This window comes from Streptomyces sp. NPDC015532, assembly GCF_043078065.1.
In the GTDB taxonomy this organism is placed as follows: domain Bacteria; phylum Actinomycetota; class Actinomycetes; order Streptomycetales; family Streptomycetaceae; genus Streptomyces.
This window is the reverse complement of the sequence record NZ_JBIBSY010000007.1, coordinates 60,866-84,510: the sequence shown is the minus strand read 5'-3', so window position 1 is coordinate 84,510 and position 23,645 is coordinate 60,866. Positions and strand designations below refer to the sequence as shown.

At 70.4% G+C, this 23,645-nt stretch carries 23 protein-coding genes and 1 riboswitch; of the genes, 7 read left to right on the top strand and 16 right to left on the bottom strand.

Features of this window, described 5'->3' with window-relative positions; translation table 11 throughout:
- Positions 1-22: 22 nt before the first annotated feature.
- Positions 23-727: an N-acetylmuramoyl-L-alanine amidase gene (locus ACF07B_RS22335; protein ID WP_392180243.1), complete on the top strand. Its 705-nt coding sequence runs from the start codon at positions 23-25 to the stop codon at positions 725-727.
- 33 nt (positions 728-760) lie between these two features.
- Here ACF07B_RS22335 and ACF07B_RS22330 read toward each other — a convergent pair whose 3' ends face one another.
- The 3 genes from ACF07B_RS22330 to ACF07B_RS22320 form a co-directional block, all read right to left on the bottom strand.
- The gene (locus ACF07B_RS22330) at positions 761-1,930 is read right to left on the bottom strand and encodes a cysteine desulfurase family protein (protein WP_362391744.1); all 1,170 of its coding nucleotides are present in this window, start codon (positions 1,928-1,930) and stop codon (positions 761-763) included.
- A 191-nt stretch (positions 1,931-2,121) separates the two neighbouring features.
- On the bottom strand, positions 2,122-2,499 hold the full coding sequence (locus ACF07B_RS22325) for a DUF4190 domain-containing protein (RefSeq protein ID WP_392180242.1): 378 nt from the start codon (positions 2,497-2,499) through the stop codon (positions 2,122-2,124).
- 78 nt (positions 2,500-2,577) lie between these two features.
- The gene (locus ACF07B_RS22320; protein ID WP_384234046.1) at positions 2,578-2,745 is read right to left on the bottom strand and encodes a hypothetical protein; all 168 of its coding nucleotides are present in this window, start codon (positions 2,743-2,745) and stop codon (positions 2,578-2,580) included.
- Positions 2,746-2,930: 185 nt separating this feature from the next.
- On the opposite strand from ACF07B_RS22320, the gene ACF07B_RS22315 reads away from it, so the two are divergent.
- Positions 2,931-3,557, top strand: a complete 627-nt coding sequence (locus tag ACF07B_RS22315) for a TetR family transcriptional regulator (protein WP_392180241.1) — start codon at positions 2,931-2,933, stop codon at positions 3,555-3,557.
- A 330-nt stretch (positions 3,558-3,887) separates the two neighbouring features.
- Here ACF07B_RS22315 and ACF07B_RS22310 read toward each other — a convergent pair whose 3' ends face one another.
- Together ACF07B_RS22310 and ACF07B_RS22305 are read right to left on the bottom strand one after the other, a co-directional pair.
- The gene (locus ACF07B_RS22310; protein WP_362391748.1) at positions 3,888-4,250 is read right to left on the bottom strand and encodes a hypothetical protein; all 363 of its coding nucleotides are present in this window, start codon (positions 4,248-4,250) and stop codon (positions 3,888-3,890) included.
- A gap of 135 nt (positions 4,251-4,385) precedes the next feature.
- Positions 4,386-5,348, bottom strand: a complete 963-nt coding sequence (locus tag ACF07B_RS22305; RefSeq protein ID WP_392180240.1) for a helix-turn-helix transcriptional regulator — start codon at positions 5,346-5,348, stop codon at positions 4,386-4,388.
- 103 nt (positions 5,349-5,451) lie between these two features.
- Here ACF07B_RS22305 and ACF07B_RS22300 point away from each other — a divergent pair, with 103 nt between their 5' ends.
- Positions 5,452-6,042, top strand: coding sequence for a TIGR03086 family metal-binding protein (locus ACF07B_RS22300; RefSeq protein ID WP_369485660.1), 591 nt, complete (start codon positions 5,452-5,454; stop codon positions 6,040-6,042).
- 325 nt (positions 6,043-6,367) lie between these two features.
- Here the strand turns inward: ACF07B_RS22300 and ACF07B_RS22295 are convergent, their stop codons facing one another.
- On the bottom strand, positions 6,368-7,228 hold the full coding sequence (locus ACF07B_RS22295) for a thioesterase family protein (protein ID WP_362391754.1): 861 nt from the start codon (positions 7,226-7,228) through the stop codon (positions 6,368-6,370).
- A gap of 173 nt (positions 7,229-7,401) precedes the next feature.
- Between ACF07B_RS22295 and ACF07B_RS22290 the strand changes: the two genes are divergently transcribed.
- Positions 7,402-8,709: an alpha/beta hydrolase gene (locus ACF07B_RS22290; RefSeq protein WP_392180239.1), complete on the top strand. Its 1,308-nt coding sequence runs from the start codon at positions 7,402-7,404 to the stop codon at positions 8,707-8,709.
- Here ACF07B_RS22290 and ACF07B_RS22285 read toward each other — a convergent pair.
- From ACF07B_RS22285 to ACF07B_RS22240, 10 genes are all read right to left on the bottom strand, one after another.
- Positions 8,609-9,274, bottom strand: coding sequence for a trimeric intracellular cation channel family protein (locus ACF07B_RS22285; RefSeq protein WP_326785392.1), 666 nt, complete (start codon positions 9,272-9,274; stop codon positions 8,609-8,611). The genes ACF07B_RS22290 and ACF07B_RS22285 overlap by 101 nt on opposite strands.
- A gap of 80 nt (positions 9,275-9,354) precedes the next feature.
- Entirely contained in the window at positions 9,355-10,746 is a 1,392-nt protein-coding gene (locus ACF07B_RS22280; RefSeq protein ID WP_384233372.1) for a M1 family metallopeptidase, read from the bottom strand.
- Between the two features lie 106 nt (positions 10,747-10,852).
- Positions 10,853-12,112, bottom strand: a complete 1,260-nt coding sequence (locus ACF07B_RS22275) for an ABC transporter ATP-binding protein (protein ID WP_384233370.1) — start codon at positions 12,110-12,112, stop codon at positions 10,853-10,855.
- Complete coding sequence (locus ACF07B_RS22270; RefSeq protein WP_369485663.1) at positions 12,109-13,206, bottom strand: ABC transporter ATP-binding protein; 1,098 nt, start codon at positions 13,204-13,206, stop codon at positions 12,109-12,111. Before ACF07B_RS22270 ends, ACF07B_RS22275 begins: the two co-directional genes overlap by 4 nt.
- The gene (locus tag ACF07B_RS22265) at positions 13,203-14,210 is read right to left on the bottom strand and encodes an ABC transporter permease (RefSeq protein ID WP_369485664.1); all 1,008 of its coding nucleotides are present in this window, start codon (positions 14,208-14,210) and stop codon (positions 13,203-13,205) included. The genes ACF07B_RS22270 and ACF07B_RS22265 overlap by 4 nt, the downstream gene beginning before the upstream one ends.
- Before the next feature lie 72 nt (positions 14,211-14,282).
- The gene (locus ACF07B_RS22260) at positions 14,283-16,055 is read right to left on the bottom strand and encodes an ABC transporter substrate-binding protein (protein WP_392180238.1); all 1,773 of its coding nucleotides are present in this window, start codon (positions 16,053-16,055) and stop codon (positions 14,283-14,285) included.
- Between the two features lie 38 nt (positions 16,056-16,093).
- Positions 16,094-17,092 carry an ABC transporter permease gene (locus ACF07B_RS22255; RefSeq protein ID WP_369485666.1) on the bottom strand — a complete coding sequence of 333 codons (999 nt, stop codon included), beginning with the start codon at positions 17,090-17,092 and terminating at the stop codon, positions 16,094-16,096.
- A gap of 475 nt (positions 17,093-17,567) precedes the next feature.
- Complete coding sequence (locus ACF07B_RS22250; RefSeq protein ID WP_369485667.1) at positions 17,568-18,368, bottom strand: enhanced serine sensitivity protein SseB C-terminal domain-containing protein; 801 nt, start codon at positions 18,366-18,368, stop codon at positions 17,568-17,570.
- Positions 18,369-18,595: 227 nt separating this feature from the next.
- Positions 18,596-19,369: an enhanced serine sensitivity protein SseB gene (locus tag ACF07B_RS22245; protein WP_369485668.1), complete on the bottom strand. Its 774-nt coding sequence runs from the start codon at positions 19,367-19,369 to the stop codon at positions 18,596-18,598.
- Positions 19,370-19,527: 158 nt separating this feature from the next.
- Positions 19,528-20,193, bottom strand: a complete 666-nt coding sequence (locus ACF07B_RS22240; protein ID WP_369485669.1) for an AAA family ATPase — start codon at positions 20,191-20,193, stop codon at positions 19,528-19,530.
- A 175-nt stretch (positions 20,194-20,368) separates the two neighbouring features.
- A riboswitch (glycine riboswitch) is annotated at positions 20,369-20,465 on the top strand.
- A 145-nt stretch (positions 20,466-20,610) separates the two neighbouring features.
- Between ACF07B_RS22240 and gcvT the strand changes: the two genes are divergently transcribed.
- The 3 genes from gcvT (at position 20,611) to glyA (ending at position 23,539) form a co-directional block, all read left to right on the top strand.
- A complete protein-coding gene (gcvT, locus tag ACF07B_RS22235) occupies positions 20,611-21,729 on the top strand; it encodes a glycine cleavage system aminomethyltransferase GcvT (RefSeq protein ID WP_392180237.1) in 1,119 nt (372 codons plus the stop codon).
- Positions 21,730-21,887: 158 nt separating this feature from the next.
- Complete coding sequence (gcvH, locus tag ACF07B_RS22230; protein WP_369485671.1) at positions 21,888-22,265, top strand: glycine cleavage system protein GcvH; 378 nt, start codon at positions 21,888-21,890, stop codon at positions 22,263-22,265.
- A gap of 14 nt (positions 22,266-22,279) precedes the next feature.
- Positions 22,280-23,539 (top strand): serine hydroxymethyltransferase, encoded by a 1,260-nt coding sequence (glyA, locus tag ACF07B_RS22225; RefSeq protein ID WP_392180236.1) that lies wholly within the window; start codon positions 22,280-22,282, stop codon positions 23,537-23,539.
- Positions 23,540-23,645 lie beyond the last annotated feature (106 nt).

Sequence of the window (23,645 nt, the reverse complement as noted above, 5' to 3'; positions counted from 1 at the left end):
GCGAGTATCCGTTGAAGATCGCATGGGGGCGAAAAAGGGGAAGCCTGGAGAGCCGCGGAGCCGTGCGGCCGCGGCGGGAGCCAAGGACGGCGACCGGCCGCCCGGTCGCCGTGTGCTGCTCCTCGGCGGCCTGGCGGCGGCCGTGAGCGCGGCCGGGCTCGCCCGGGAGGAGCTGTCGCACCTGTGGTGGCGGCTGCCGGGTGTGGAGAAGCCACGCGTCGCGGGGGCGGTGGACTTCCGGGGCGCGCGGTGGGTGGCGGCCTCGGCGGCGAACTGGCGGCGGGCCGACCGTCCCGACGACTACGGGATAGACCGGGTGGTCATCCATGTCACCCAGGGCAGCTTCGCGAGCGCGGTGCGGGTCTTCCAGGACCCGAAGCACGGGGCGGCCGCTCACTACGTGGTCCGCGGGGACGGTCATGTCACGCAGATGATCCGCGAGCTGGACGTGGCGTTCCACGCGGGCAACCGCGCGTACAACGAACGCAGCGTCGGCATCGAGCACGAGGGTTTCGTCGACCGCCCCTCGTCGTTCACGGACGCGATGTACGAGGCCTCGGCGCGGCTGACGGCCAGGATATGCGGGCGGTACGGCATCCCCGTGGACCGCGAGCACATCATCGGACACGTCGAGGTCCCGGGCACGGACCACACGGATCCCGGACGGTACTGGGACTGGGACCGGTATCTACGGCTCGTACGGCGGGCCCGGTCGGCGGCGGCCTGACGCGGAATCCCCCGGTGCCTCACCGGGGGGACGTCAGGTCAGGCCCGCCCTGCGCGCCCGCTCCACCGCCGGGCCGATGACCCGCGCCACCGCCGCGACGTCCGCCCGTGTGGAGGTGTGGCCGAGGGAGAAGCGCAGGGTGCCGCGGGCGAGGTCCGGGTCGGTGCCGGTGGCGAGGACGACGTGGCTCGGCTGGGCCACGCCCGCCGTGCACGCCGAGCCGGTGGAGCACTCGATGCCCTGCGCGTCGAGCAGCAGGAGCAGCGAGTCGCCCTCGCAGCCGGGGAACGTGAAGTGGGCGTTGGCGGGCAGCCGGCCCCCGGGTTCCGGGTCCCCGCCGAGGATCGCGTCGGGCACGGCCTTGACGACGGCGTCGGCCAGGTCGTCGCGCAGGGCGCCGATCTCGCGGGCGAACCACTCCTGCCGTTCGGCGGCCAGCCGCCCGGCGACCGCGAAGGACACGGTGGCGGGCACGTCGAGGGTGCCGGAGCGCACGTGGCGCTCCTGGCCGCCCCCGTGCAGCACGGGCACGGGGCTGTACTCGCGGCCGAGAAGCAGCGCGCCGATCCCGTAGGGACCGCCGATCTTGTGGCCCGAGACCGTCATCGCGGCGAGGCCGGAGGCCGCGAAGTCGACCGGGACCTGACCGAAGGCCTGGACCGCGTCGGCGTGCAGCGGGATACCGAACTCGGCCGCGACGTCCGCCAGTTCACGGACCGGCATGATGGTGCCGATCTCGTTGTTGGCCCACATGACGGTGGCGAGGGCGACGTCCGCGGGGTCGCGGGCGATGGCCTCGCGCAGGGCGTCGGGGTGGACGCGGCCGTAGGCGTCGACGGGCAGGTACTCGACCGTGGCGCCCTCGTGCTCACCGAGCCAGTGGACCGCGTCGAGGACGGCATGGTGCTCGACGGGGCTCGCGAGAACACGGGTACGGGCCGGATCGGCGTCTCTGCGGGACCAGTACAGGCCCTTCACCGCGAGATTGTCGGCCTCGGTGCCGCCGGAGGTGAGGACCACCTCGCTGGGGCGGGCGCCGAGGGCGTCCGCCAGGGTTTCGCGGGCCTCCTCGACCGCCCGCCGCGCGGTGCGGCCGGCGGCATGGAGGGAGGAGGCGTTGCCCGTGACGCTCAGTCGGGCGGTCAGAGCCTCTACTGCCTCGGGAAGCATGGGGGTGGTCGCGGCGTGGTCGAGGTAAGCCATGGTGGGCTCGATTCTACGGGCCCGCTCCCCCCTACTCCCCTGCCCCCGGCGGCATGACGGCCGCCCCGGCTCGCGCGCGGGCCGGCGGTGCGCTCCACGGCGCCGCGCCCGGGCCCTCGCACGGCGGCCCGGCGCCGCTCGCCGTGGGCCGTGACCGCGCCCCGGTCGCCGCCCCGGCCGTCGCGGCGGCCTCAGAAGCTCCAGGACACCGTGTTGTCGACCTGCATGAAGGCGACCAGGACCACCAGGTCGGCGATTCCCAGGCCGAGGCCGAGGAAGGCGCGGCCCCGGCGGTCCGTGCCGCGCCAGAGGGCGACGGAGGCCAGGACGATGGCGATGGGGCCCAGGAAGACGTTCAGCACGAGCAGGCCGAGCAGCCCGAGGACGAAGGAGGCCACGGCCATGCCGTCGGCGTCCTTGACGCCGGTCCGGCGCGCGGCGCGGACGCTCTCGGCGCCGTCGGCGGCGCGGACGGTTTCGGCCGTGCGGACGGCTTCGGCGGTACGGGGCGTCGCGGTGGTACGGGTCGAGCGGGTCGTGCCGGTGGTGCGTCGCGCGGTGAGTTCCATGACGTGAGTCAGCTCCCAACGGTCAGTTGGTGAAGGTGTGGGACCAACGGCCGGTCGGCGAAGGTGCGGGACCGACGGTCAGTTGGTGGACGGGTGACGCCGGCGGGCGCCGCGCTCGCGCAGCGCGAAGACGATCAGCCAGACGCCGATGACGGCCGCGGCGGCGAGGGTGAAGGACAGCGGCGCGTGCGCCACGGAGCCCATCACAACGCCGAGCAGCAGGAGTGCGGCGACGAGGAACAGCATGAGATGCCTCTCGAAGAAGTCTCGAAGTCCGGTCCTGGAACCTCCGGGACCTCAACGGTGAGGGCCCGATGTTTCCGGGACTTGACAGCTCAGTGAACGGTTGTAGTAACAGTTGTTCACTGACTCTTGAGTCTAGCGCGCTCCACGGCTTTAAAATTCCGGAGAACAGTTGTTAACTGCATGGCATGAGTCACACTCTCGGCATCCGGCAGGCGCAGAAGCAGAAGACCAGACAGGCGCTGCTGGACGCCGCGTTGGGGCTTCTGGAGGATCAGAGCCTGAGCAGCCTGGGGCTGCGGGAGGTCACCCGTGCCGTCGGAGTCGCTCCGACCGCCTTCTACCGGCATTTCCGCTCGACGGCGGATCTCGGTGCGGCGCTGGTCGAGGAGGCGCTCGGCAGTCTGCACCCGATGATCGAGGACATCGTGTCGACGGCCGGCGACGGCGACGAACGCATCGCCCGCGCCGTGGAACTGATCGCCCACCACGTCGCGACGCACCCGGCGCACGTCCGTTTCATCGCGCGCGAGCGGCACGGCGGTGTCCAGCCGGTGCGGGACGCGATCAGCGAGCAACTGGCCCGGTTCGCCGAGGAGGTCAAGGACGCGCTGGCCGAGCACCCCGAGTCGGCGGGGTGGAGCGACGACGATCTGCTGATGCTGGCGGGCCTGTACGTCGACCACATGCTGATGGCGGCCTCGGCCTTCCTGGAGGCGCTGGAGGGCTCCCCCGCGGAACGCGAACGGGTGGCCAGGACGGCGAGCCGTCAGATGCGGCTGATCAGCATCGGCCGCCGCCACTGGCTCGGCTGATCGACACCGGCCACCACCACCAGCCCGGCCGCGCCGTCGCGCCGCGACACCAGCTCGACTGATCGACATGGACCGTCGGCCGCCACCACCGGCTCGACTGTGATCGCCACCGGGCCACCGCCGGGCCGACCGCGCCGCCGACACAGGCTCGACTCCCCGCCCCGCCGCACTCCGCCGCCACTGGCTCGACTCCCCGCCGCACCCCGCCGTGCCACCGACACAGGCCCGCGGCGCGCCCGTTGCCCGGACGCGCCGCATCGTCACCCGCCCCCGCGGGCCGCGCCGTACCGGCGTGACATCGCCTCGTACGGCAGCGGGTCCTCCCCCGCCTCAGCCCTGAGCGGCCGACTGCCCCTGGCCCTGGCCCATCTGGCCGCCGCCGGGGCCACCGCAGCCGCCCTGACCGCCGCCCGCGCCACCGCCGGGGCCACCGCTCGGCATGCCCGAGGGGAACCCGGAGGGAGCCTTCCCGGTGGGCATGCCCGAAGGGGCACCGGACCGCGAGGGCATGCCCGAGGGCGCGCCGCTGGGGCGCCCGGAGGCTCCGCCCGGCATCCCGGACGGGCGCGTGCAGTTCTGCCCGCCGGAGGTCTTGCCGTCCGAGGACGACGAGTCACCGGAGCCGCAGGCCGCCAGCAGGGGCGAGAGCGCGAGGACGGCGACGAAGGGAACGAGTCGTGCACGACGGTTCATGGGGCAACTCCCGGTCAGGTCACGTAAGTCGGCCGACGAGAGCCGGACGAGCGGGAGACAGCGGACCAGATCCACGTAGGGCCCCGCTGTGCCGGAGCTGTGCCTTGCTGTGCGGCGCGGGTCCGGCGCCGGCCCTCAACCCCCCTCGTACACCGCGCTGATGGCGGCCGCCGTCGCCGCCAGCTCATCGCGCGCCTCGGCCGGCGCGAGGACCTCCAGCGCGTCCCCGAAGGCCAGCAGCGTGCGGGCCTCACGTACGGAGCCGAGGCAGAGGCGCGCGGTCACCCACTCACCGGCGCCGTCGTCCTCGGGCAGCTCCGCGAGGGAGGCCGCGTGGAGGCGTACGAACATGTCGAGGCGGGAGCGCCGTACCCGGACCGTGACGTCGACGCCCCCCGGCCGCTCCTCGACCTGACGGCGCAGCACCTCCCAGGCGTCGGCGAGTTCGACGCCCGGACGGCGCCTCACCGGGTCCGGCAGCGGGGTGGCCGAACGGACCCGGTCGGCGCGGAACAGCCGCGGAGCTCCGCGCCGGTCGGCGACCAGGTACCAGACACCCGCCTTGGAGACGAGGCCGTACGGGTCGACGGTGCAGGTGCGCGGTTCGGTGTCCCCGCCGTGGCGGTAGCTCAGCCGGAGCCGGCGGTCGGAGAAGACGGCGTCCTGCAGCACCTCCAGATCCACCGCCCGCCGGGGACCGCCCCTCCAGCGGGTGGCGTCGACGAGGATTCGTCGGCTGGTGACCTCGGCGGCGGGTCTGAAGGGCGCGGGCAGCGCGGCCATCACCTTGCGCAGCGCCGAGCCGAGCGCCGCGTCCAGGCCGAGGGCGGCGTGCGCGCCCTGCGCGGCCAGGATGAACAGCGAGCGGGACTCGTCCGCGGTCAGTCCCGTGACGTCCGTACGGAATCCGGCGAGCAGCTCGATACCACCGTGCCGCCCGCGTTCGGCGTAGACCGGGACGCCGGAGGCGGACAGGGCCTCGATGTCCCGGTAGATGGTGCGCACCGACACCTCCAGCCGTGCGGCGAGTTCGTGCGCCGGGACGCGTCCGCGCGTCTGGAGCAGCAGCAGGATCGAGAGCAGTCGGTCGGACTTCACGCGCCCAGGATCGCGCCCGCCTCGGTCCGTCCACAAATGCTGACGGAAACTGTCAGGTTATGCGTCGAGGGTGAGGGCACACCGAGACACGGAAGAGGTCGTCATGAACGCCATGGATCCCCGCCCCCTGTACGCCCGCGCCGCCGCTCAGATCGCGTCGCTGATCGCCACGGTCCGGCCGGAGCAGCTCGGCGGTGTCACCCCGTGCGCCGAGTTCGACGTACGACTGCTGCTGTCGCACATGGTCGGCGGCACCCGGCGGATCGCCGTGATCGGGGAGGGCGGCGACGGGCTCGCGGTGCGGCCGTTCGCCGACGGGGTGCCGGACGACGGCTGGAGCGCCGCGTACGAGGAGGTCAGGGCTCAGGTCCGCGCCGGATGGGCGGACGACGCGCGGCTGGAGGCGCCGGTGCGGGTGCCGTGGGGTGAGGCGACCGGACGGATCGCCCTCGCCGGGTACGTCATGGAGGCCGTCACGCACACCTGGGATCTCTCGGAGGCGCTGGGCCGGCCGCTCGAACTGGATCCGGAACTGGCCGAGTTCGCCCTGACGATCGCGGCCCGGGTGCTGCCCGACGAGGGGCGCGAGGACCCCGAGCTGCCCTTCGGCGCGGTGGCACCGGTTCCCGAGGGCGCCGACGCCTACGGGCGGCTGGCGGCCTGGACGGGCCGCCGCCCGCTGGTGGCAGCCTGACCGAGGCCTCCCGCCGGTGACCACGTGACGGTCGCCGGCGGCCTGGCCCACCGGTGGCCGCCTGACGGTGGCCTCGCCTGCCGGTCACCACCCACCGGTGGCCGCCTGACGGTGGCCTCCCCCACAGGCGGTCACCCGCGGGTGACCGCCTGACGGCGCGGAGCATCGAGCCACGGGGGCGGGACGGGGGCGCACCGGGCGGGGAGGGTGCCTCCGAAGCAGCCGTAAGGCGGGCCCTGGGTGACCGTGCGGCGCGCTCAGGGCTTCGGGGGCCGTGGTCCGGAGAACCGGCCCTCCGGGGTGGGCCGGACGTGGCCGGGGCGGGTCAGGCGAGGCGGGCGCGGGCGAGTTGGCGGGACTGGGCGACCAGGCGGTCCGCGCTGTCCCAGACCTCCGCGTCCTCCTCCAGGAAGCCCCCGGCGAGGTTGCGGGTGGTGATCGACACCCGCAGCGGGCCGGGCGCCGGGCGGGACCGCACGTGCACGGTCAGCTCGACGGTCGGCACCCAGCCGGAGAGGCCGATCTCGAACGCCGTCGGCGGCAGCGCGTCCACCGCGAGGAGCAGCGAGAGCGGGTCCGCGTCACGGCCGTCGGCGAGTCCGAACCACGACCGCATCTCGCCCTTCCCGGACGGAGCGCCGAGCGCCCAGCCGAGGGTCGCGGGGTCGAGCTTGAGGAACAGTCGGTCGGTGATCGCCGAGCTGCCGGGGATGGGGGCGGGCGCGTCCTGCGGTCCGAAGCACTGGTCCATGGGCGGGATCGCGGGCGGCACCGCGGTCGTGCGGACGTCGTCGGGCAGCGAGTCGAGGTCGCCGTACGAGGCGAGCACGCGGATGCGTTCGATCTCGCGGCCCTCGTCGTCGTACTGGAAGAGGGAGGCCTGTCCGGTCGACAGTGTCCGGCCGGTGCGTACGACGTCCGTGCGGATGACCGCGGGGCCCGGCTGGGACGCGGTCAGGTAGTGCGCGGAGACCGTGAACGGGTCGGAGTGCGGGAGGGCGTCGGCGAGCGCCCGGCCGAGGACGGCCAGCAGATAGCCGCCGTTGACGGCGTTGATGATCGTCCAGCCGGCGGAGAGGTCGACGTCGTAGACGCCGGCCCCGCGCGGGGTGACGGCGGTGTCCCGGTCGAACTCGCTGTCGCCGATCGTGGCCCGTACGGCCTGTACCGAAGCTGCTTCTGGCATACGTGAACGGTACAACAGGAAATTACTAAGCGGTAGCTTTCACCCCTTCGGAGGCATGGGCACCTCCGCCGCCTCCCCCGTCGTCCGACCATTCAGGTGAGGATTCGACAATTTCTTGTCAAGTGTCCGTAATTATCCGTAACCAATCGGTCCAGGTTCACCTCTGATGGGACATGAGCCTCACCGGGACATCATTCCTCCTGACCTCCTTCGTGCTGTGCGCCGTCGCCCTTCTGCTGCCCCTGGTCCTGTGGTCCCGGGTGCCAGGACCGGCGCCGGTGCGCGCCGCGGCCCGGCTCCTGATGCTGCTGTTCACCCAGGGGACGGCGATCAGCCTGGTGTTCGTCCTCGTGAACAACGCCAACAACCTGTACGACGACTGGGCCGACCTCCTGGGCACCGGCAACCACGTCCAGCGGGCCGCCGACCTCGGCGCGGACGGCACCGGAGGGATCTCCCCGAAGGACCTGCCCCCGGTGCGGCAGATCTTCCGGGAGGCCGGCGGGCCGCGCATGCGGCAGGCAGGCGGGGTGCGCGTCACCGACCTGAGGGGACGGATCTCCGGGGTGAACGCCGAGGTCTACGTCTGGCTGCCACCGCAGTACGACGAACCCGCGTACCGGCACCGCGCGTTCCCCGTCGTGGAGCTGCTCCCGGGATATCCGGGCTCCGCCAAGGCGTGGTTCGGCTCCCTGAGGGTGCACGAGCAACTGCTGCCGATGATGCTCGACGGCCGGGTCGCGCCCTTCATCCTGGTCGCGCCGCGCACCAACCTGCTGGCCCGCGCGGACACCGGCTGCGCGAACATCCCCGGAACCGTGAACGCGGAGAGCTGGCTGAGCATCGACGTGCCGCGGATGGTCATGGACAACTTCCGCGCCGAGCCCGCCCCGGACGGCTGGGCCACCGCCGGATACTCGGCCGGGGCGCACTGCGCCACCAAGCTGGCCGTCGCCCACCCCGACCGCTACCGGGCCGCCGTGAGCATGTCCGGCTACAACGACCCCCGGGGCGAGCGCAGTTCACTCGCCGGGCGGACCCTCGACCTGCGCCGGCGGAACAATCCCCGCCTGCTGCTGCGCGCCGCCCCCGTCCACCCCCGGATCGCCCTCTACTTCTCCGGCGAGTCCGGTGACGGATACCAGGCGGGCACCGCGATCCAGGCGATCGCGAAGCCGCCGACGAGCGTGGACGTGGTGCTGCTGCCGCGCAGCGCGGGCGGCCACGACATGGGACTGTGGCGGCCGCAGCTCCCGGAGGTGTTCCACTGGCTGACCGAGCGGTTCGCCTCCGGCGGGGTCGGCACGGCAGGGACTCCGGGGACGGAGGGCGGAACCGGCGGTCCCGGGGACGCCGGCGGACCGGTCGGCGCCGACCGGATCAGGGGCTCTCTTCCTCACGCACCGTCGAACGGCGGTTCCACGCGCGTGGAGCCCGCCAGTGGAACCGCATCGCGAACAGGCGCAGCACGAAGGCGGTGACGACGGCGAGGCCGCTGGTGAACGGGGTGAGCGCGTCGAAGCGGATGCAGAGCACCACCATCGTGGCGCCGACCATCGCCGGGACCGCGTAGAGGTCACGGTCCCAGCGCAGCAGGGAGGGGACCTCGTTGGCGAGGACGTCACGCAGCACACCGCCGCCCACGGCGGTCGCGAGGCCGAGGGCGGCGGAGGCGGTCAGGCCGAGCCCGTAGTCGTACGCCTTGACGGTGCCGGTGACACAGAACAGTCCGAGCCCGGCCGCGTCGAAGACGTTCACGCCGACCTGGATGCGTTCCACGTGCGGGTGCATGAAGAACACGAGCAGGGCGGCGACGAGCGGTGTGGTGAAGTACCCCAGGTCGGTGAAGGCGGCCGGGGGTACGGCGCCGATGATCACGTCGCGCAGCAGCCCTCCGCCCAGCGCGGTGATCTCCGCGAGGACGGCTATCCCGAAGACGTCGAAGTTCTTTCGGACGGCCAGCAGGGCGCCGGAGATCGCGAAGACGAAAATGCCGATCAGGTCGAGCGTGTGCTGGACGGAGGGATTGAAGAGTTGCTGGAGCACCCCCACATTCTCACCTGTCGCGGGGTGTGCGCCTTACGAAGGAAGGTCGGGACGGGCGGCTCGACCCTGCGAAGGAAGGTCTAGACGGCCGGCTTGCCGGTGGTGAACAGCCAGGTCCCGAAGAGGTCGTCGAGCTGTTGGCCGGAGATCCGCTCGGCGAGGGCGATGAAGGCGGCGGTGTCCGCGTTCCCGTACCGGTGCAGCTTCGTCCACGCCGGCAGGAGCTTGAAGAAGGCGGTGTCGCCGATGCGCTCGCGCAGCATCTGGAGCGTCATGGCGCCCCGCTGGTAGACCGCCGAGGCGAACATCGTGTCCCGCTGCGGGTCGCCGACCGTGGTCTGCCAGAAGGCGGAGTCCGCGGGCCGCTGGTTGTACCCGGCGACGAACGAGTCGTGCGCCGAGCGGACGCCCTTGTGCTCGGCCCACAGCCACTGGGCGTAGGTCGCGAAGCCCTCGTTGAGCCAGATGTCCTTCCAGTGCGCCACCGAGACGGAGTCGCCGAACCACTGGTGGGCCAGCTCGTGCACGATCGTCGACTCCGAACGCACCGCCGAGTACGCCGGCTTCGACTGGACCTCCAGCGAGAAACCCGCCTCGGGCATGTCGTCGACGATGGCGCCGGTCTCCTCGAAGGGGTACGGGCCGAACACCTGCGACCAGTAGTCGGTGGCCTCGGCGGTGACGGCGTACACGTCGACGCTGTTGCTGTTGGCGAGCACCGGGTCGATGGCCACGTAGATCGGTGTCCCGGCCGGGGTCGTGCCGGTCCTCACGTCGAACTTCCCGATGGTCGCCGTCGCGAGATAGGTGGCCATGGGGCGGCTCTCGCGCCAGTGCGTGACCGTGACGGCGCCCTTGTCCCGGGTCGATATCAGGCGTCCGTTGGACACCCCCGTCAGGCCCTTGGGGGCCGTGATGCGGATGTCGTAGGTCGCCTTGTCGGACGGGTGGTCACTGGAGGGGAACCAGGTGGAGGCGGCGTTGGGCTCGCAGGCGACGAACACGCCGTCCGTGGTCTTCATCCACCCGTAGTCGGAGCCGAACACGATCGGGCCGTTCAGCGCCTCGGGGACTCCGCCGTAGGTGACGGTCACCGTGAAGTTCTTGCCCTTGGGCAGCGTCCCGCGCGGGGTGACACGGATCTCGTCGCCCTCCCGCGTGAAACGGGCCGCTCTGCCGTTCACTTCGACCCTCGTGACGTCCAGCTTCTGGAGGTCCAGGTCGAAGGCGGAGAGGTTCTGGGTGGCGCGGGCGGTGAGGGTCGTACGGCCGTCGAGGCGGTCGGTGTCGGGGTTGTACGCCACGTCGAGGGCGTAGTGGCGGGCGTCGAAGCCGCCGTTGCCGAGTTGAGGGAAGTACGTGTCACCGATGCCGTCCGCGCCGGGGGTGGGGGCGGAGGAGGCGGCGACGATGAGTAAGGAGGCGATCGCGGTCGCGAGCGCCCCTGAACGTGCCGAACGGGAGAGTGCCATCAGCGTCCCTTTCGTACGTGTGCCGATCGTTTCCGATCAGACGGACACGCAGGACTCTGCACTCTCCCGTTCGGGCATGTTCATGACTTTGCCAAGTCGTCACGGCCTACTTGCCGGTTGACTCCTGACGATCGGCTTCCGCAACCGCGGAGTCCGACGCGGAGCCGGACTCCTCACCGGTGGCGGCGAGCTCGGCCGGAGCCTCGCCCGACACCTCGGCGGATTCCACGCCGGACACCAGCTCGACGGCCTCGCGGGCGGCCGAGAGCAGGACGACGTCCTGCGGAGCCTGGTCCGCGGCGTTCTCCGGGTGGTGGCAGGCGACCTGCTGACCGGGCTTCAGCTCGATGAGCGGCGGCTCGGTCGTCTTGCAGACCTGCGTGGCCTTCCAGCACCGGGTGTGGAACCGGCAGCCGCTCGGCGGCGCGATCGGCGAGGGAACGTCTCCCTTGAGCAGGATCCGCTCGCTCTTGGCGCCACGGCGCTTGGGGTCCGGCACCGGCACGGCCGACATCAGGGCCTTGGTGTACGGGTGCATCGGCGCCTCGTACAGCGAGGAGCGGTCGGCGAGCTCGACGATCTTGCCGAGGTACATCACCGCGATGCGGTCCGAGACATGGCGCACGACGGAGAGGTCGTGAGCGATGATCACGTACGTCAGGCCCAGCTCGGCCTGGAGGTCGTCCATCAGGTTCACGACCTGCGCCTGGATCGACACGTCGAGCGCCGAGACCGGCTCGTCCGCCACGACCAGCTTCGGCTTCAGGGCGAGCGCGCGGGCGATGCCGATGCGCTGGCGCTGACCGCCGGAGAACTCGTGCGGGTAGCGGTTGTAGTGCTCGGGGCTCAGACCCACCAGCTCCAGGAGCCGCTGGACCTCCCGCTTCACACCGCCCTCGGGCTGCACGTTCTGGAGCCGGAATGGCGCCGAGACGATCGAGCCGATGGTGTGACGGGGGTTCAGCGACCCGTACGGGTCCTGGAAGATCATCTGGATGTCACGGCGCAGCGGGCGCATCTTCGAGGCGCTGAGCCGGGTGATGTCCTGGCCCTCGAACTCGATGCTGCCGCCGGTCGGGTCCTGGAGACGGGTGATGACCCGGCCCATGGTCGACTTGCCGCAGCCGGACTCGCCGACGACGCCGAGCGTCTCGCCCTTGCGGACCTCGAAGTCGATGCCGTCGACCGCCTTGACCGCACCGACCTGACGCTGGAGAACGCCCTTCCGGATGGGGAAGTGCTTCTGCAGCCCCTTGACCCGGAGCAGGACCTCGCGGTCCTCCGAGGACTTCGCGCGGTGCTCGGGAGCCGCGGCCTGCTGCGGGATGACCGCGCCGGCGCCGTCCGTCTTGTTGTTCTCACTCACAGCTTCGGCGCAATCTCTTCGGTCCAGATCCGCGTGCGGTCCTCCTGCGAGAGGTGGCAGGCGGTGTAGTGATCGCTGCCAACCAGCTGCAGTTCGGGGCGCACGGTGCGGGTGACATTGCCCTTGGGCAGGTCCGCGTACGGGCAGCGCGGGTGGAAGGCGCAGCCAGAGGGGACGTTGATGAGGCTCGGCGGCTGGCCCTTGACCGGGATGAGCCGGTCGGAGGTGTCGCGGTCGATACGCGGCATCGAGCCGAGCAGACCCCAGGTGTAGGGGTGCTGCGGCTGCTCGAAGACCCGCTCGACGGAGCCGCGCTCCACGCACCGGCCGCCGTACATCACGAGGACGTCGTCGGCGATCTCGGCCACCACACCCAGGTCGTGGGTGATGAGGACGACCGCGGAGCCGAACTCCTTCTGCAGGTCGCGGATGAGGTCGAGGATCTGCGCCTGGACGGTGACGTCGAGGGCGGTCGTCGGCTCGTCCGCGATGAGCAGCTCGGGGTTGTTGACGAGCGCCATCGCGATCATCGCGCGCTGCCGCATACCGCCCGAGAACTCGTGCGGGTAGCTGTCGACGCGCTTGCCCGGCTCGGGGATGCCCACGCGGTCGAGCATCTCGATCGCCCGCCGGCGGGCGGTCTTCTTGTCGACCTTGTGGTGGTTGCGGTACGCCTCCACGATCTGGTTGCCGATCGTGTAGTACGGGTGCATCGCCGACAGCGGGTCCTGGAAGATCATCGCCATCTCGCGGCCGCGGAGCTTGCGCACCTCGTCCGGGTCGGCGTTGACCAGTTCCTTGCCGCCGAGCCAGATCTCGCCGGACATCTGGACGTTCTTGCCGCGCGCGCCGAGGCGGTGCAGGCCCATGATCGCCAGAGAGGTCACGGACTTGCCGGAACCCGACTCGCCCACGACGCAGAGGGTCTTGCCCTTCTCCACCGAGAAGCTGAGCCCGTCGACGGACTTGACCAGACCGTCGTCGGTCGGGAAGTGCACCTTGAGGTCACGCACTTCGAGGAAGGCGCTCGGGGCGTTCGAGGGCGAGGAGACGGGCTCGCCGAGCGCGGCGCCGGTCTTGGACAGTTCGGTCATGAGAGCCTCACCCGCGGGTCGGCGGCCGCGTAGAGCATGTCCACCAGAAGATTTGCCACGACGACGAAGAACGCGGCGAGAAGGGTCACGCCGAGGATCTTCGGCAGATCGTTGTCGGTGATGCCCTGCACCGCGTACTGGCCGATGCCGTGCAGAGAGAACACGTATTCGGTGATCACGGCGCCGCCGAGCAGCAGACCGATGTCCATGCCGAAGACGGTGATGATCGGGGTGAGGGCGGCGCGCAGTCCGTGCCGGAGCACGACCTTGCCCTCGCGCAGGCCCTTGGCACGGGCCGTGCGGATGAAGTCCTCGTTCATCGTCTCCAGCATGCCCGAGCGGGTGAGCCGCGCGTAGATGGCGGAGTACAGGAGAGCGAGAGAACACCACGCGGGGAAGAGGGTGTTGGCCCACTGGGCGGGGTTCTCGGTGAACGGGACGTAAGTGCGGCCGAAGATCGGCCAGTTGATGGTGAAGAGCAGCAGCGCCAGGTTGCCCGTGAAGAACATGGGCAGCGAGACACCGGCGAGCGCGATGCCCATGAACGTGCGGTCGAGGACCGAACGCGGCTTGAGCGCCGAGATCACACCGGCCGTCACACCGGACACCAGCCACAGCACGGCGGCACCGACGGCGAGCGAGAGGGTCACCGGGAGGCGCGAGGTGAGCTCCGGCCAGACAGCCTGGTGCGTCTTGAAGGAGTACCCGAAGCACGGTGCGTCGCAGTGCGCCGTGGTGGGACCCAGGTCATAGGTCGCGCCGCTGACGATCCCCTTGATGAAGTGCCAGTACTGGACGTAGACGGGCTGGTCCAGACCGAGGTTGTGCTTGACCGCGAGGATGTCGGCCTTCGACGGGCTCTTCCCGATGTACTGCTGCGCGAGCTGGTCGGCGGTCTGGCCGGCCAGTCTTGGCAGCAGGAAGAAGATGGCGAAGGTGACCGCGGAGACGACCAGGAGCAGGATCACTGCCGCTGCCGTCCGACGGAGGATGTACGAGATCACGGGGATCGGCGCTGGTGCCCGCGGGCCGCTAAGCCCGCGGGCACCAATGCCTTCACCTGCCTTCCGGGGCTGCTACTTCTTCGTGGTGCCGATGTTGAGGTAGTCGTACTGACCGCTGAAGGCCGCCGTGGAGACCAGGTTGGTCGCGTACTGCGGGCGGGCCAGCAGAACCTTGAAGTAGGTCAGCGGCACGAGGACGGCGTCGTCCATGGTCTTCTTGTCGATCTCGGTGTACAGGGCGTTGCGCGCGGCGGTGTCCTGCGTACCGATCGCCTTCTCGAGGAGGGCGTTGACGTCCTTGTTGTCGTACTGCGACAGGTTGGTGTTACCCGAGGCGCCGATCGCCGAGCCGTTCAGGATCTGCTGCTGGAAGCCGTAGCCGGAAGGCCAGTCGGCACCCCACTGCATCATGATCAGACCGATGTTGTTCTTCTCGGTGAACTTCGGGACACCCGCGTAGTCGGTGAAGTACTTGCCCGACGGGTACTGCTTCAGGCTGGCGTTGATGCCGACCTTCTTCAGCGAGTTGATGATCGCGGTGGCCGCGTCGATCTCCTGCGGGCGGTCGCTGCGAGCCGAGATGTTGGTGTTGATCGACGACTTGCCGCAGGCCTTGAGCTGGTCCTTGGCCTTGGCCGCGTCACCCTTGCTGCCGGCGGACGCGTAGACGTCCGACTTGGCGTAGCCCGGGATGTCCGGCGGGAGGACGGTGGAGGCGATGTCGCCGCGGACCGGACCACCCTCGGCGGTCTGCACCGAGACCTTGTCGATCGCGAACTGCACGGCCTTGCGGCACGCGACGTTGTCGAACGGCTTCACCTTGGTGTTGATCGCCATGTAGACGAGACGGCCACCGTAGGTGTTGTCCGTGTTGGCCTTCTTGTCGGCCGAGCTCAGGACCTGAGCCTGGGTCGCGGCCTGGACACCGCCACCACCGAGGTCGATCGCGTCGCCCGCGAGGACGTCCTTGTCGATCGTCTCAGCGGCGACCTTCAGGTTCACGACGATCTTGTTCGGGTACTGCTTGCGCAGCGGGTCCGTCTTCGCGTCCCAGTTCTCGTTGCGCACGAGGACGGCCTGCTTGCCGTCCGCGTAGCTCTCGAACTTGTACGAGCCCGAGGACACGATGTTCTTGACGTAGTCGACGCCGTTGTCCTTGGCCTGCGGGACCGGCGCCGTCTGCGGAGAGGCGACCAGGTAGTCGAACTCCTGGAAGGCGGTCTTCAGGTGGAAGACGACGGTGGTGTCGTCCGGGGTCTCGATGGACGAGAGGCCCTTGGCGCTCTTGTCCTTGTAGGGACCCTTGTACTTGTCGCCGCCCACGAGGAACTGCTGGAAGTAGTTCGGACCGAGGGAGAGCACGTCACGCGCGAAGTTGGAGCGCTCGACCGCGTACTTGACGTCCTTGGACGTGATCGCGGTGCCGTCCTGGTACTTCAGACCCGCACGCAGCTTGTACGTCCAGGTCTTGCCGCCGTCGCTCGGGACACCAGCGCTGGCCGCGAGGTCCGGGACAAGGGTGTTGCCCTTCTCGCCGGCGCCGGGCTGGAACGTCATCAGCGGGCGGGCGTACAGACGCGAGAGGTTGTACATGTACGCGTAGTACGTGTTGCCCGGGTCGAAGGAGTCCGGCACGTCGGAGTACTCGTACGTGACCGTGCCCCCCTTCTGGGTGGAGGCGTTGACGACGTCCGTGGTCGCTGCGTTGGCCCCAGCTGACTTCGTGTTGTCGGTGTTCTTGTTGTCATCGGCCTTGCTGCAGCCTGCAACGAGCAGACTCGCGGAGCCGATGGCCGCAATTGCGGCCAGCGCTGACCTTCGCATGATGGGCGGGTTCCCCTCCATTGTCGGAAACTTGGTGGTCTCTCGGTGTCCGTCAGGCATCAACGGCTGCGCGGGTCGAGAGCATCGCGGAGACCGTCGCCCAGCAGGTTGAAGGCGAGGACGGTCACGAAGATGGCGAGGCCGGGCACGATCATGAACTGCGGGTCGACCTCGTAGTAGGTGACCGCTTCACGGAGCATGCCGCCCCAGGACGCCTGCGGGGGCTGGATGCCGACCCCGAGGAAGCTGAGGGACGCCTCGAAGAGGATGTTGGTCGGGATGAGCAGCGTCGAGTAGACGATGATCGGGCCGACCAGGTTGGGAAGCAGTTCCCGGAACAGGATGTAGGGGCCCTTGGCGCCCATGCCCCGGGAGGCGTCCACGAATTCCCGCTCGCGCAGGGCGAGGGTCTGGCCTCGGACGATCCGGCCCAGGTAGGGCCAGTTGAAGAAGCCGATCACGAAGATCAGCACGCTCAGGTGGAGCGGGAGCCCTTCGAGGCCGAACGCGCCGCCCTGCAGCGTCGCCGAGATGGCGATCGCGAACAGCAGGAGGGGGAAGGCGAGGAAGGTGTCCATCAGGCGGCTGATGATCGAGTCGACCCGCCCGCCGTAGAAGCCCGCGACGACGCCCAGGATCGCGCCGATCACGTTCGACAGGATGGTGGCGCCGAAGGCGACGACCAGCGACACCCAGGAGCCCTCCAGGAGGCGGGTGGCGAGGTCACGTCCGAACTTCGGGTCGATGCCGAGCGGGTGGTCACCGCTCATGCCGCCCATTCCGCCCTTGGGCAGGGAGGTGTTCGGGTCGATCAGGTCCTGGTTGAAGGCGTTCGGGTCCAGCCCCAGCATCGACTGAAGGGGCCGGGCGAGGATCGCCACCAGGATGAGCAGTACGACGATGACACCGCCGGCGACCGCCACCTTGTCACGCTTGAAGCGCGTCCAGGCGATCTGTCCCAGGGAACGGCCCTCGATCTGCCCCTTGCCGGCTCCGGCAAGCACAGCCTCTGGCTGCGCTTCCGATGCCGCCGCGGTGGTCTCGATCGGTGCGGTCACAGTGACCCGACCCCTCTCGCCGGTGGTGACCGGCCTACGACTGCCGCTGTCTGCGGCTTGGTTCACTTGCCCGCCGGGAGGTTGACCGCAGATGGTGCGGTCCGATGACCCGGCTGATGATTCGACTAGCACTCGCTCACAGGAGCGATGTCCCGTGTCTGATGGGCGAGTCTTCAGTGCCGCCACGATCAGTTGCCAGGCCTCATGGAGAAACTATGCGCAACCGTGATGCTTGTTGGGGGATTCCGTTATCCGAACAGTGGGTAACAGGAGTCGGACGACTGTCAATTACCGTCAAAGAACCCATAGGTGTCTTTTGACTAAGAAGTCCCGCCAAAACGGGACAATTGACACATGCGTCCGCTTCCCCGCAGGTCAGCAGCATGGAGCGCACACCTCGTGAAGGCCGTGTGCAGACTCATGATGCCAGCCGTTCTCGCACGGGCATGCGACAGGTCCGTAATTCGGGACGCTCTCAGTAGCCGCCGCGGGCCGGCGGATAGCCGTAACCGCCCGCTGTCGGCGCCTGCGCGGGAGCGGCGTGCGCCTCGCGGTCGTAGAACGGGCGAGCGTTGGCGCGCAGCCACATCGCCACCGGGTCGAACTCGTCCGACATCGCGACGGTGGAGACGGGCAGCCCGTCCGGGACGGCGCCGATGGACTGCTGCATCATCGCCCGCACCGAGTCGACGGCGGGCGGTGAGGTGTCGTACACGTCAAGGCCGATGGCCAGATACGGCGCCCCGAGGGTCGGTTGGACCCAGGCGCGGCGCAACGACCGTACGGCCGGGGTGAGATGGGCGTTCTGCGTGAGCAGGGCGTAGAACTGCGGAATCTCGATGGCCGGTTCGGACAGCCGCAGCGGGCCCGCGGGCTGCCGCTCCAGGCCCGTGGCGATCCGGCGCAGATCCAGCCACGGGATGCCGAGGCCGCCGTTCGGGGCGTGCGGATTGAGCCAGAGCCCGAAGTGGTCCGGGTACAGGGTGCGGGCGACGTCCAGCCCGTCCACGACCTCGTAACTGCGGTTCCAGCCACTGGCCGAGAGCTCCTGCGCGGAGGTGACACAGGGCGCGTACCCGAAGCCGTCGACCTGCATGTTCCCGTACTGGGCGTCCGGGGAGCCGGCCTGGCCGTGCCAGAGCAGCATCCACACCTGGCCGGACGACGGGGTCGCGAGCGCGCGAAGAAGCGCCTCGTAGGCGTCGTAACGCCCGGGAGTCACCTGGCGCAGCATGTGCTCGACCTGCCCGGCCGCGGCCGTGCCCGACGCGCTCACCTTCAACCGCCCCTTCGCGAACAATTCACGACGAACTCATCCCTTACGCCCGAGGCGCCGGTTACCGACATGCGTCAACACCTCGACCGGGCCATGAAACCAGCTTATGCGGCGATCGCGCTCCGCCGGGGGAAGCAGTCGAGAGCCGGGAACCGCAGCGCGGGGCGGCCGAGGGCCCCGCGCGGCGGGCGTGCGGTCCCGCCCGGCACGCCCGGCGCGGGCGCCGTTCAGTGACCGCGCTGGTAGAAGGGGCGCACCTGGGCCCGCATCCAGTCACCGACCGGGTCCTGCGCCACGTCGAGAAGGACCAGGTTCACCGGAATGTTCACCGGGACGCGGCCGAGGGCGCGGCCCAGGGCGTCCAGGGGCACGGCGCGGGCGTCGCCCTCCCACATCGAGAGCTCGACACCGATGAACATGACCGGCTCGTCGCCCTCGATGCTGGCCAGACAGCGGCGGGCGCTCAGGACGACACCCGTCGCGGCGAACTCCGCCGAGGCCGCGGCGAGGAAGTCCACCGGATCGTCCTGCCAGTCGGGCTCGAAGAGCCGCACCCGGCCGCCGCTGGCCGCCCCGTCCAGTTCGGTGCGCCCGGCCCGGCACAGTTCGGCCACGGCCATCGGCGGCAGCGGCACGCCGACCACGCCGTCCGGGTTCACCGCGATACCGACCTGCGGGGGAAGCCCGCGGGCGAACTCCACGGCGGGCGCGATCGTGTACGACATGTGACCGCCGACGACCTGGCGGAACTGCTCCTCGGAGCTGAAGACGGGGACGTAGATCTGGCCCCCCAGGTCCATCGTGGGCAGATCGAGCGCACCGCTCTGCGGGCCGCCGCCGTTGGGCAGCGGCACCCACACGAAGCTGCGGCCGAGCACCTCGACGATGCGCGCGGCCGCCGAGGGTCCGGGCACGCCGAAGGAGGCGGACAACACCTCCTCCAGCTCGTTGCCCGGCCAACCGCCGTGCGGATGGGGGTGTGCCTGTGCCGGAAAGTCCATCTGTCTACCGCCCGCTTCGAACCACTGTTCCGGCTGGAAAGATTAGGGCCTGTCCGGCGGATCAGGTCGGACGAAGCCGACAGCGCCGTACAGACCGAGGTGAGCCCCGCGTCTCCGGCGTGCTCCGCCGGACAGGCCCTGTGCGCCACCGGGACCGGTCAGCCGAAGTCGATCCTGCGCAGCACGTCGGCCGCGTCCCGGTCGATCAGGACCGCCGAGCCGCACCCCTCGGGCAGGTCTCCCCGCTCGGCGGAGCGCAGCAGCCGGGCGACCGCGCCGCGATGGCGGGCGAAGGCGTAGCGCGAGACGCCCCGGCCGCGCTCGCGCTGGCCGTCCAGCGCGGTGCCGGGTGTGACGTCGAGCAGCAGCAGGTGCAGCGCGCCGCCACGGCGCCGGGCCTCGCGGGCGAGCCAGCGGCGCACCCAGGCCTGCGTGCCGCAGTCGTGCACGACGAGTCCGCCGCCCTCGCGCAGGGCGCGGCGCAGGCCGGCGTAGTGCGCGAGGCGGACGAGGGGGCGGTAGAGCGCGTACGGCAGCAGGCCGGCCATCCGGCCGTCCCAGCGCTCGCGGGTGTCCTGCGAGTCGACACGGGTGCCCCGCACGGCCCGCCGCATCAGCGTCGACTTGCCGCTGCCGGGCAGTCCGGTGACGACGACGAGGTCCCGCGCCCCGAAGCGCAGACCGTGCGGACTGCGGCCGACCCGGTCACGGAGATCCCGTACGACGGCCGCGGGCCGCGGTCCGCGGGCCTCCCGCGCCGGTGCGCCGGGCTGCTCGGGCAGTGCGAGACCCGAGGTCGTCGCGTACGCCCTGGTCCTGTTCACCGTGACCGTCCTCCCCTTGGATGTGCGGTCCCATCCCCGTCGAGTGTAAAGAGAAGGTAATGCCCGGCGCTTCCTGTTTCCGTACGCGGACTGCCACAGCCCCGTCACAGATGGCGGGCTGCCGTGATCCGACAGCGCGTGCGATGATGGCCGCGCCAACTGCATACCGGCCGCTTGAATCCGCGCGGGAGAGTCCTGGGTACGTGTACCCGGGCGCCGAAGGAGCAAGTCCCTCCCTTGAATCTCTCAGGCACCGTTACCGCGCGGGCGAGGCACATCTGAAAAGCGGGCCGCTCCGGCGGCTCCACCCAAGGTGCAAGTCAGGACCACCGATTCGTGTGGTCGTGATGAACCTCTCAGGTTCCGATGACAGATGGGGAGGAACGACCTCGCCGTCATGCCTTGGGAGCCAGACCGATGAGCAGCAACGCACCCCGTCACACCGCGCTCGATGCCCTGCATCGTTCGCTCGGCGCGACCATGACCGACTTCGCGGGCTGGGACATGCCCCTGCGCTACGCCTCGGAGCGTGACGAGCACGTCGCCGTCCGCACGAAGGCAGGTCTCTTCGACCTCTCCCACATGGGCGAGATCACCGTCACCGGACCGCAGGCGGCGGCTCTCCTGAACCACGCGCTGGTCGGCAACATCGCCACCGTCGGCGTCGGCCGCGCCCGCTACACCATGATCTGCCAGGAGGACGGCGGCATCCTGGACGACCTGATCGTCTACCGGCTCGCCGAGCAGGAATACATGGTCGTCGCGAACGCCTCCAACGCCCAGGTGGTGCTGGACGCGCTGAGCGAGCGCGCCGCCGGTTTCGACGCCGTGGTGCGCGACGACCGTGACGCGTACGCGCTGATCGCCGTGCAGGGCCCCGAGTCCCCCGGCATCCTCAAGGCGGTCACCGACGCGGACCTCGACGGCCTGAAGTACTACGCGGGCCTGCCGGGCACGGTGGCCGGCGTTCCGGCCCTGATCGCCCGCACCGGCTACACCGGCGAGGACGGCTTCGAGCTGTTCGTCGCCCCCGCCGACGCCGAGAAGGTGTGGCAGGCGCTCACCGACGCGGGCACCCCGGCCGGTCTCGTCCCCTGCGGTCTGTCCTGCCGCGACACGCTGCGCCTGGAGGCCGGCATGCCGCTGTACGGGCACGAGCTGACCACCGCGCTGACCCCCTTCGACGCGGGCCTCGGCCGGGTCGTGAAGTTCGAGAAGGACGGCGACTTCGTGGGGCGCGCGGCCCTGACCGAAGCCGCCGAGCGGGCCGCCTCCGAGCCGCCGCGTGTGCTCGTCGGACTGATCGCCGAGGGCCGCCGCGTGCCGCGCGCCGGGTTCTCGGTCGTCGCCGGCGGCGAGGTGATCGGCGAGGTCACCTCCGGTGCCCCCTCCCCGACGCTGGGCAAGCCGATCGCCATGGCGTACGTCGACACCGCGCACGCCGCGCCGGGCACGGCCGGTGTGGGCGTGGACATCCGGGGCAGCCACGAACCGTACGAGGTCGTGGCGCTGCCGTTCTACAAGCGCCAGAAGTGACACTGGTCCGCACCGGCCGGACATGAACCGGATCCCCGTCGGGCGCCGGTACCGACGGGCGCCCTTCGCCGGGCCCCGGACGTGACCCTGGGCACATCCGCCCGGTCACCCACGCCTCCCTCCATCAGCACTCCACCGCGTACAGGAGAATTCAGGTCATGAGCAACCCCCAGCAGCTGCGTTTCAGCAAGGAGCACGAGTGGCTGTCCGTCGCCGAGGACGGCGTCGCGACGGTCGGCATCACCGAGTTCGCGGCCAACGCGCTCGGCGATGTCGTCTACGCCCAGCTCCCGGAGGTCGGTGACACGGTGACCGCGGGCGAGTCCTGCGGCGAGCTGGAGTCGACCAAGTCGGTCAGCGACCTGTACTCCCCGGTGAACGGCGAGGTCGTCGAGGCCAACCAGGACGTCGTGGACGACCCTGCGCTGGTGAACTCCGCGCCCTTCGAGGGCGGCTGGCTGTTCAAGGTGCGCGTCGCCGGCGAGCCCGAGGACCTGATGTCCGCCGACGAGTACACCGCCTTCACGGCCGGCTGAGGAGTCCACCGCACATGTCGCTCATGAACACCCCCCTGCACGAGCTCGACCCGGACATCGCCGCCGCCGTCGACGCCGAGCTGCACCGCCAGCAGTCCACGCTGGAGATGATCGCCTCGGAGAACTTCGCTCCGGTCGCGGTCATGGAGGCCCAGGGCTCCGTCCTGACCAACAAGTACGCCGAGGGCTACCCGGGCCGCCGCTACTACGGCGGCTGCGAGCACGTCGACGTGGCCGAGCAGATCGCCATCGACCGGGTCAAGGACCTGTTCGGCGCCGAGTACGCCAACGTGCAGCCCCACTCGGGTGCCTCCGCCAACCAGGCCGCGCTGTTCGCGCTGGCCCAGCCCGGCGACACCATCCTCGGCCTGGACCTGGCGCACGGCGGTCACCTGACCCACGGAATGCGCCTGAACTTCTCGGGCAAGCAGTTCGACGTGGTCGCGTACCACGTGGACGAGGCCGGCCTGGTCGACATGGCCGAGGTCGAGCGGCTCGCCAAGGAGCACCGCCCGAAGGTGATCATCGCGGGCTGGTCGGCGTACCCGCGCCAGCTCGACTTCGCCGAGTTCCGCCGGATCGCGGACGAGGCCGGCGCCTTCCTGTGGGTCGACATGGCCCACTTCGCGGGCCTGGTCGCGGCGGGTCTGCACCCGAACCCGGTGCCGTTCGCGGACGTGGTCACCTCCACCACGCACAAGACGCTCGGCGGTCCCCGCGGCGGGATCATCCTCGCGAAGAAGGCCTTCGCGAAGAAGCTGAACTCCTCGGTCTTCCCGGGCTTCCAGGGCGGCCCCCTGGAGCACGTGATCGCGGCCAAGGCCGTCTCCTTCAAGGTCGCCGCCACCGGCGACTTCAAGGAGCGCCAGCAGCGCACGCTGGACGGCGCGCGCATCCTGGCCGAGCGTCTGGTCCAGGACGACGTGAAGGCCGTCGGCGTGGACGTCCTGTCCGGGGGCACGGACGTGCACCTGGTCCTGGTCGACCTGCGCAACTCCGACCTGGACGGGCAGCAGGCCGAGGACCGCCTCCACGAGGTCGGCATCACGGTCAACCGCAACGCCATCCCGAACGACCCGCGCCCGCCGATGGTCACCTCCGGCCTGCGCATCGGCACGCCCGCCCTCGCCACCCGCGGCTTCACGGCCGAGGACTTCACCGAGGTCGCGGACATCATCGCCGAGACGCTGAAGCCGTCCTACGACACGGAGGCCCTGAAGCTCCGCGTGTCCGCTCTGGCCGACAAGCACCCGTTGTACCCCGGCCTGAAGTAGTTTCGTAGGCTCTTCGCCATATGTTTTCACCCGTACGGTTTCTCTTCGTACGGATATCCGGGGCACCGCGCACACTGGAAGCAGAGCGCGGTGCCCCGTTCCATGC

What these genes read in the sequence shown, in the direction of transcription:
- glyA (WP_392180236.1), top strand. Translation starts at nt 22,280, where the DNA reads ATGTCGCTCATGAACACCCCCCTGCACGAGCTCGACCCGGACATCGCC.
- ACF07B_RS22330 (WP_362391744.1), bottom strand. Translation starts at nt 1,930, where the DNA reads ATGGCTTACCTCGACCACGCCGCGACCACCCCCATGCTTCCCGAGGCA.
- ACF07B_RS22290 (WP_392180239.1), top strand. Translation starts at nt 7,402, where the DNA reads ATGAGCCTCACCGGGACATCATTCCTCCTGACCTCCTTCGTGCTGTGC.
- ACF07B_RS22270 (WP_369485663.1), bottom strand. Translation starts at nt 13,206, where the DNA reads ATGACCGAACTGTCCAAGACCGGCGCCGCGCTCGGCGAGCCCGTCTCC.
- gcvH (WP_369485671.1), top strand. Translation starts at nt 21,888, where the DNA reads ATGAGCAACCCCCAGCAGCTGCGTTTCAGCAAGGAGCACGAGTGGCTG.
- ACF07B_RS22325 (WP_392180242.1), bottom strand. Translation starts at nt 2,499, where the DNA reads ATGGAACTCACCGCGCGACGCACCACCGGCACGACCCGCTCGACCCGT.
- ACF07B_RS22300 (WP_369485660.1), top strand. Translation starts at nt 5,452, where the DNA reads ATGAACGCCATGGATCCCCGCCCCCTGTACGCCCGCGCCGCCGCTCAG.
- gcvT (WP_392180237.1), top strand. Translation starts at nt 20,611, where the DNA reads ATGAGCAGCAACGCACCCCGTCACACCGCGCTCGATGCCCTGCATCGT.
- ACF07B_RS22310 (WP_362391748.1), bottom strand. Translation starts at nt 4,250, where the DNA reads ATGAACCGTCGTGCACGACTCGTTCCCTTCGTCGCCGTCCTCGCGCTC.
- ACF07B_RS22245 (WP_369485668.1), bottom strand. Translation starts at nt 19,369, where the DNA reads ATGGACTTTCCGGCACAGGCACACCCCCATCCGCACGGCGGTTGGCCG.
- ACF07B_RS22260 (WP_392180238.1), bottom strand. Translation starts at nt 16,055, where the DNA reads ATGGAGGGGAACCCGCCCATCATGCGAAGGTCAGCGCTGGCCGCAATT.
- ACF07B_RS22295 (WP_362391754.1), bottom strand. Translation starts at nt 7,228, where the DNA reads ATGCCAGAAGCAGCTTCGGTACAGGCCGTACGGGCCACGATCGGCGAC.
- ACF07B_RS22315 (WP_392180241.1), top strand. Translation starts at nt 2,931, where the DNA reads ATGAGTCACACTCTCGGCATCCGGCAGGCGCAGAAGCAGAAGACCAGA.
- ACF07B_RS22280 (WP_384233372.1), bottom strand. Translation starts at nt 10,746, where the DNA reads ATGGCACTCTCCCGTTCGGCACGTTCAGGGGCGCTCGCGACCGCGATC.
- ACF07B_RS22335 (WP_392180243.1), top strand. Translation starts at nt 23, where the DNA reads ATGGGGGCGAAAAAGGGGAAGCCTGGAGAGCCGCGGAGCCGTGCGGCC.
- ACF07B_RS22320 (WP_384234046.1), bottom strand. Translation starts at nt 2,745, where the DNA reads ATGCTGTTCCTCGTCGCCGCACTCCTGCTGCTCGGCGTTGTGATGGGC.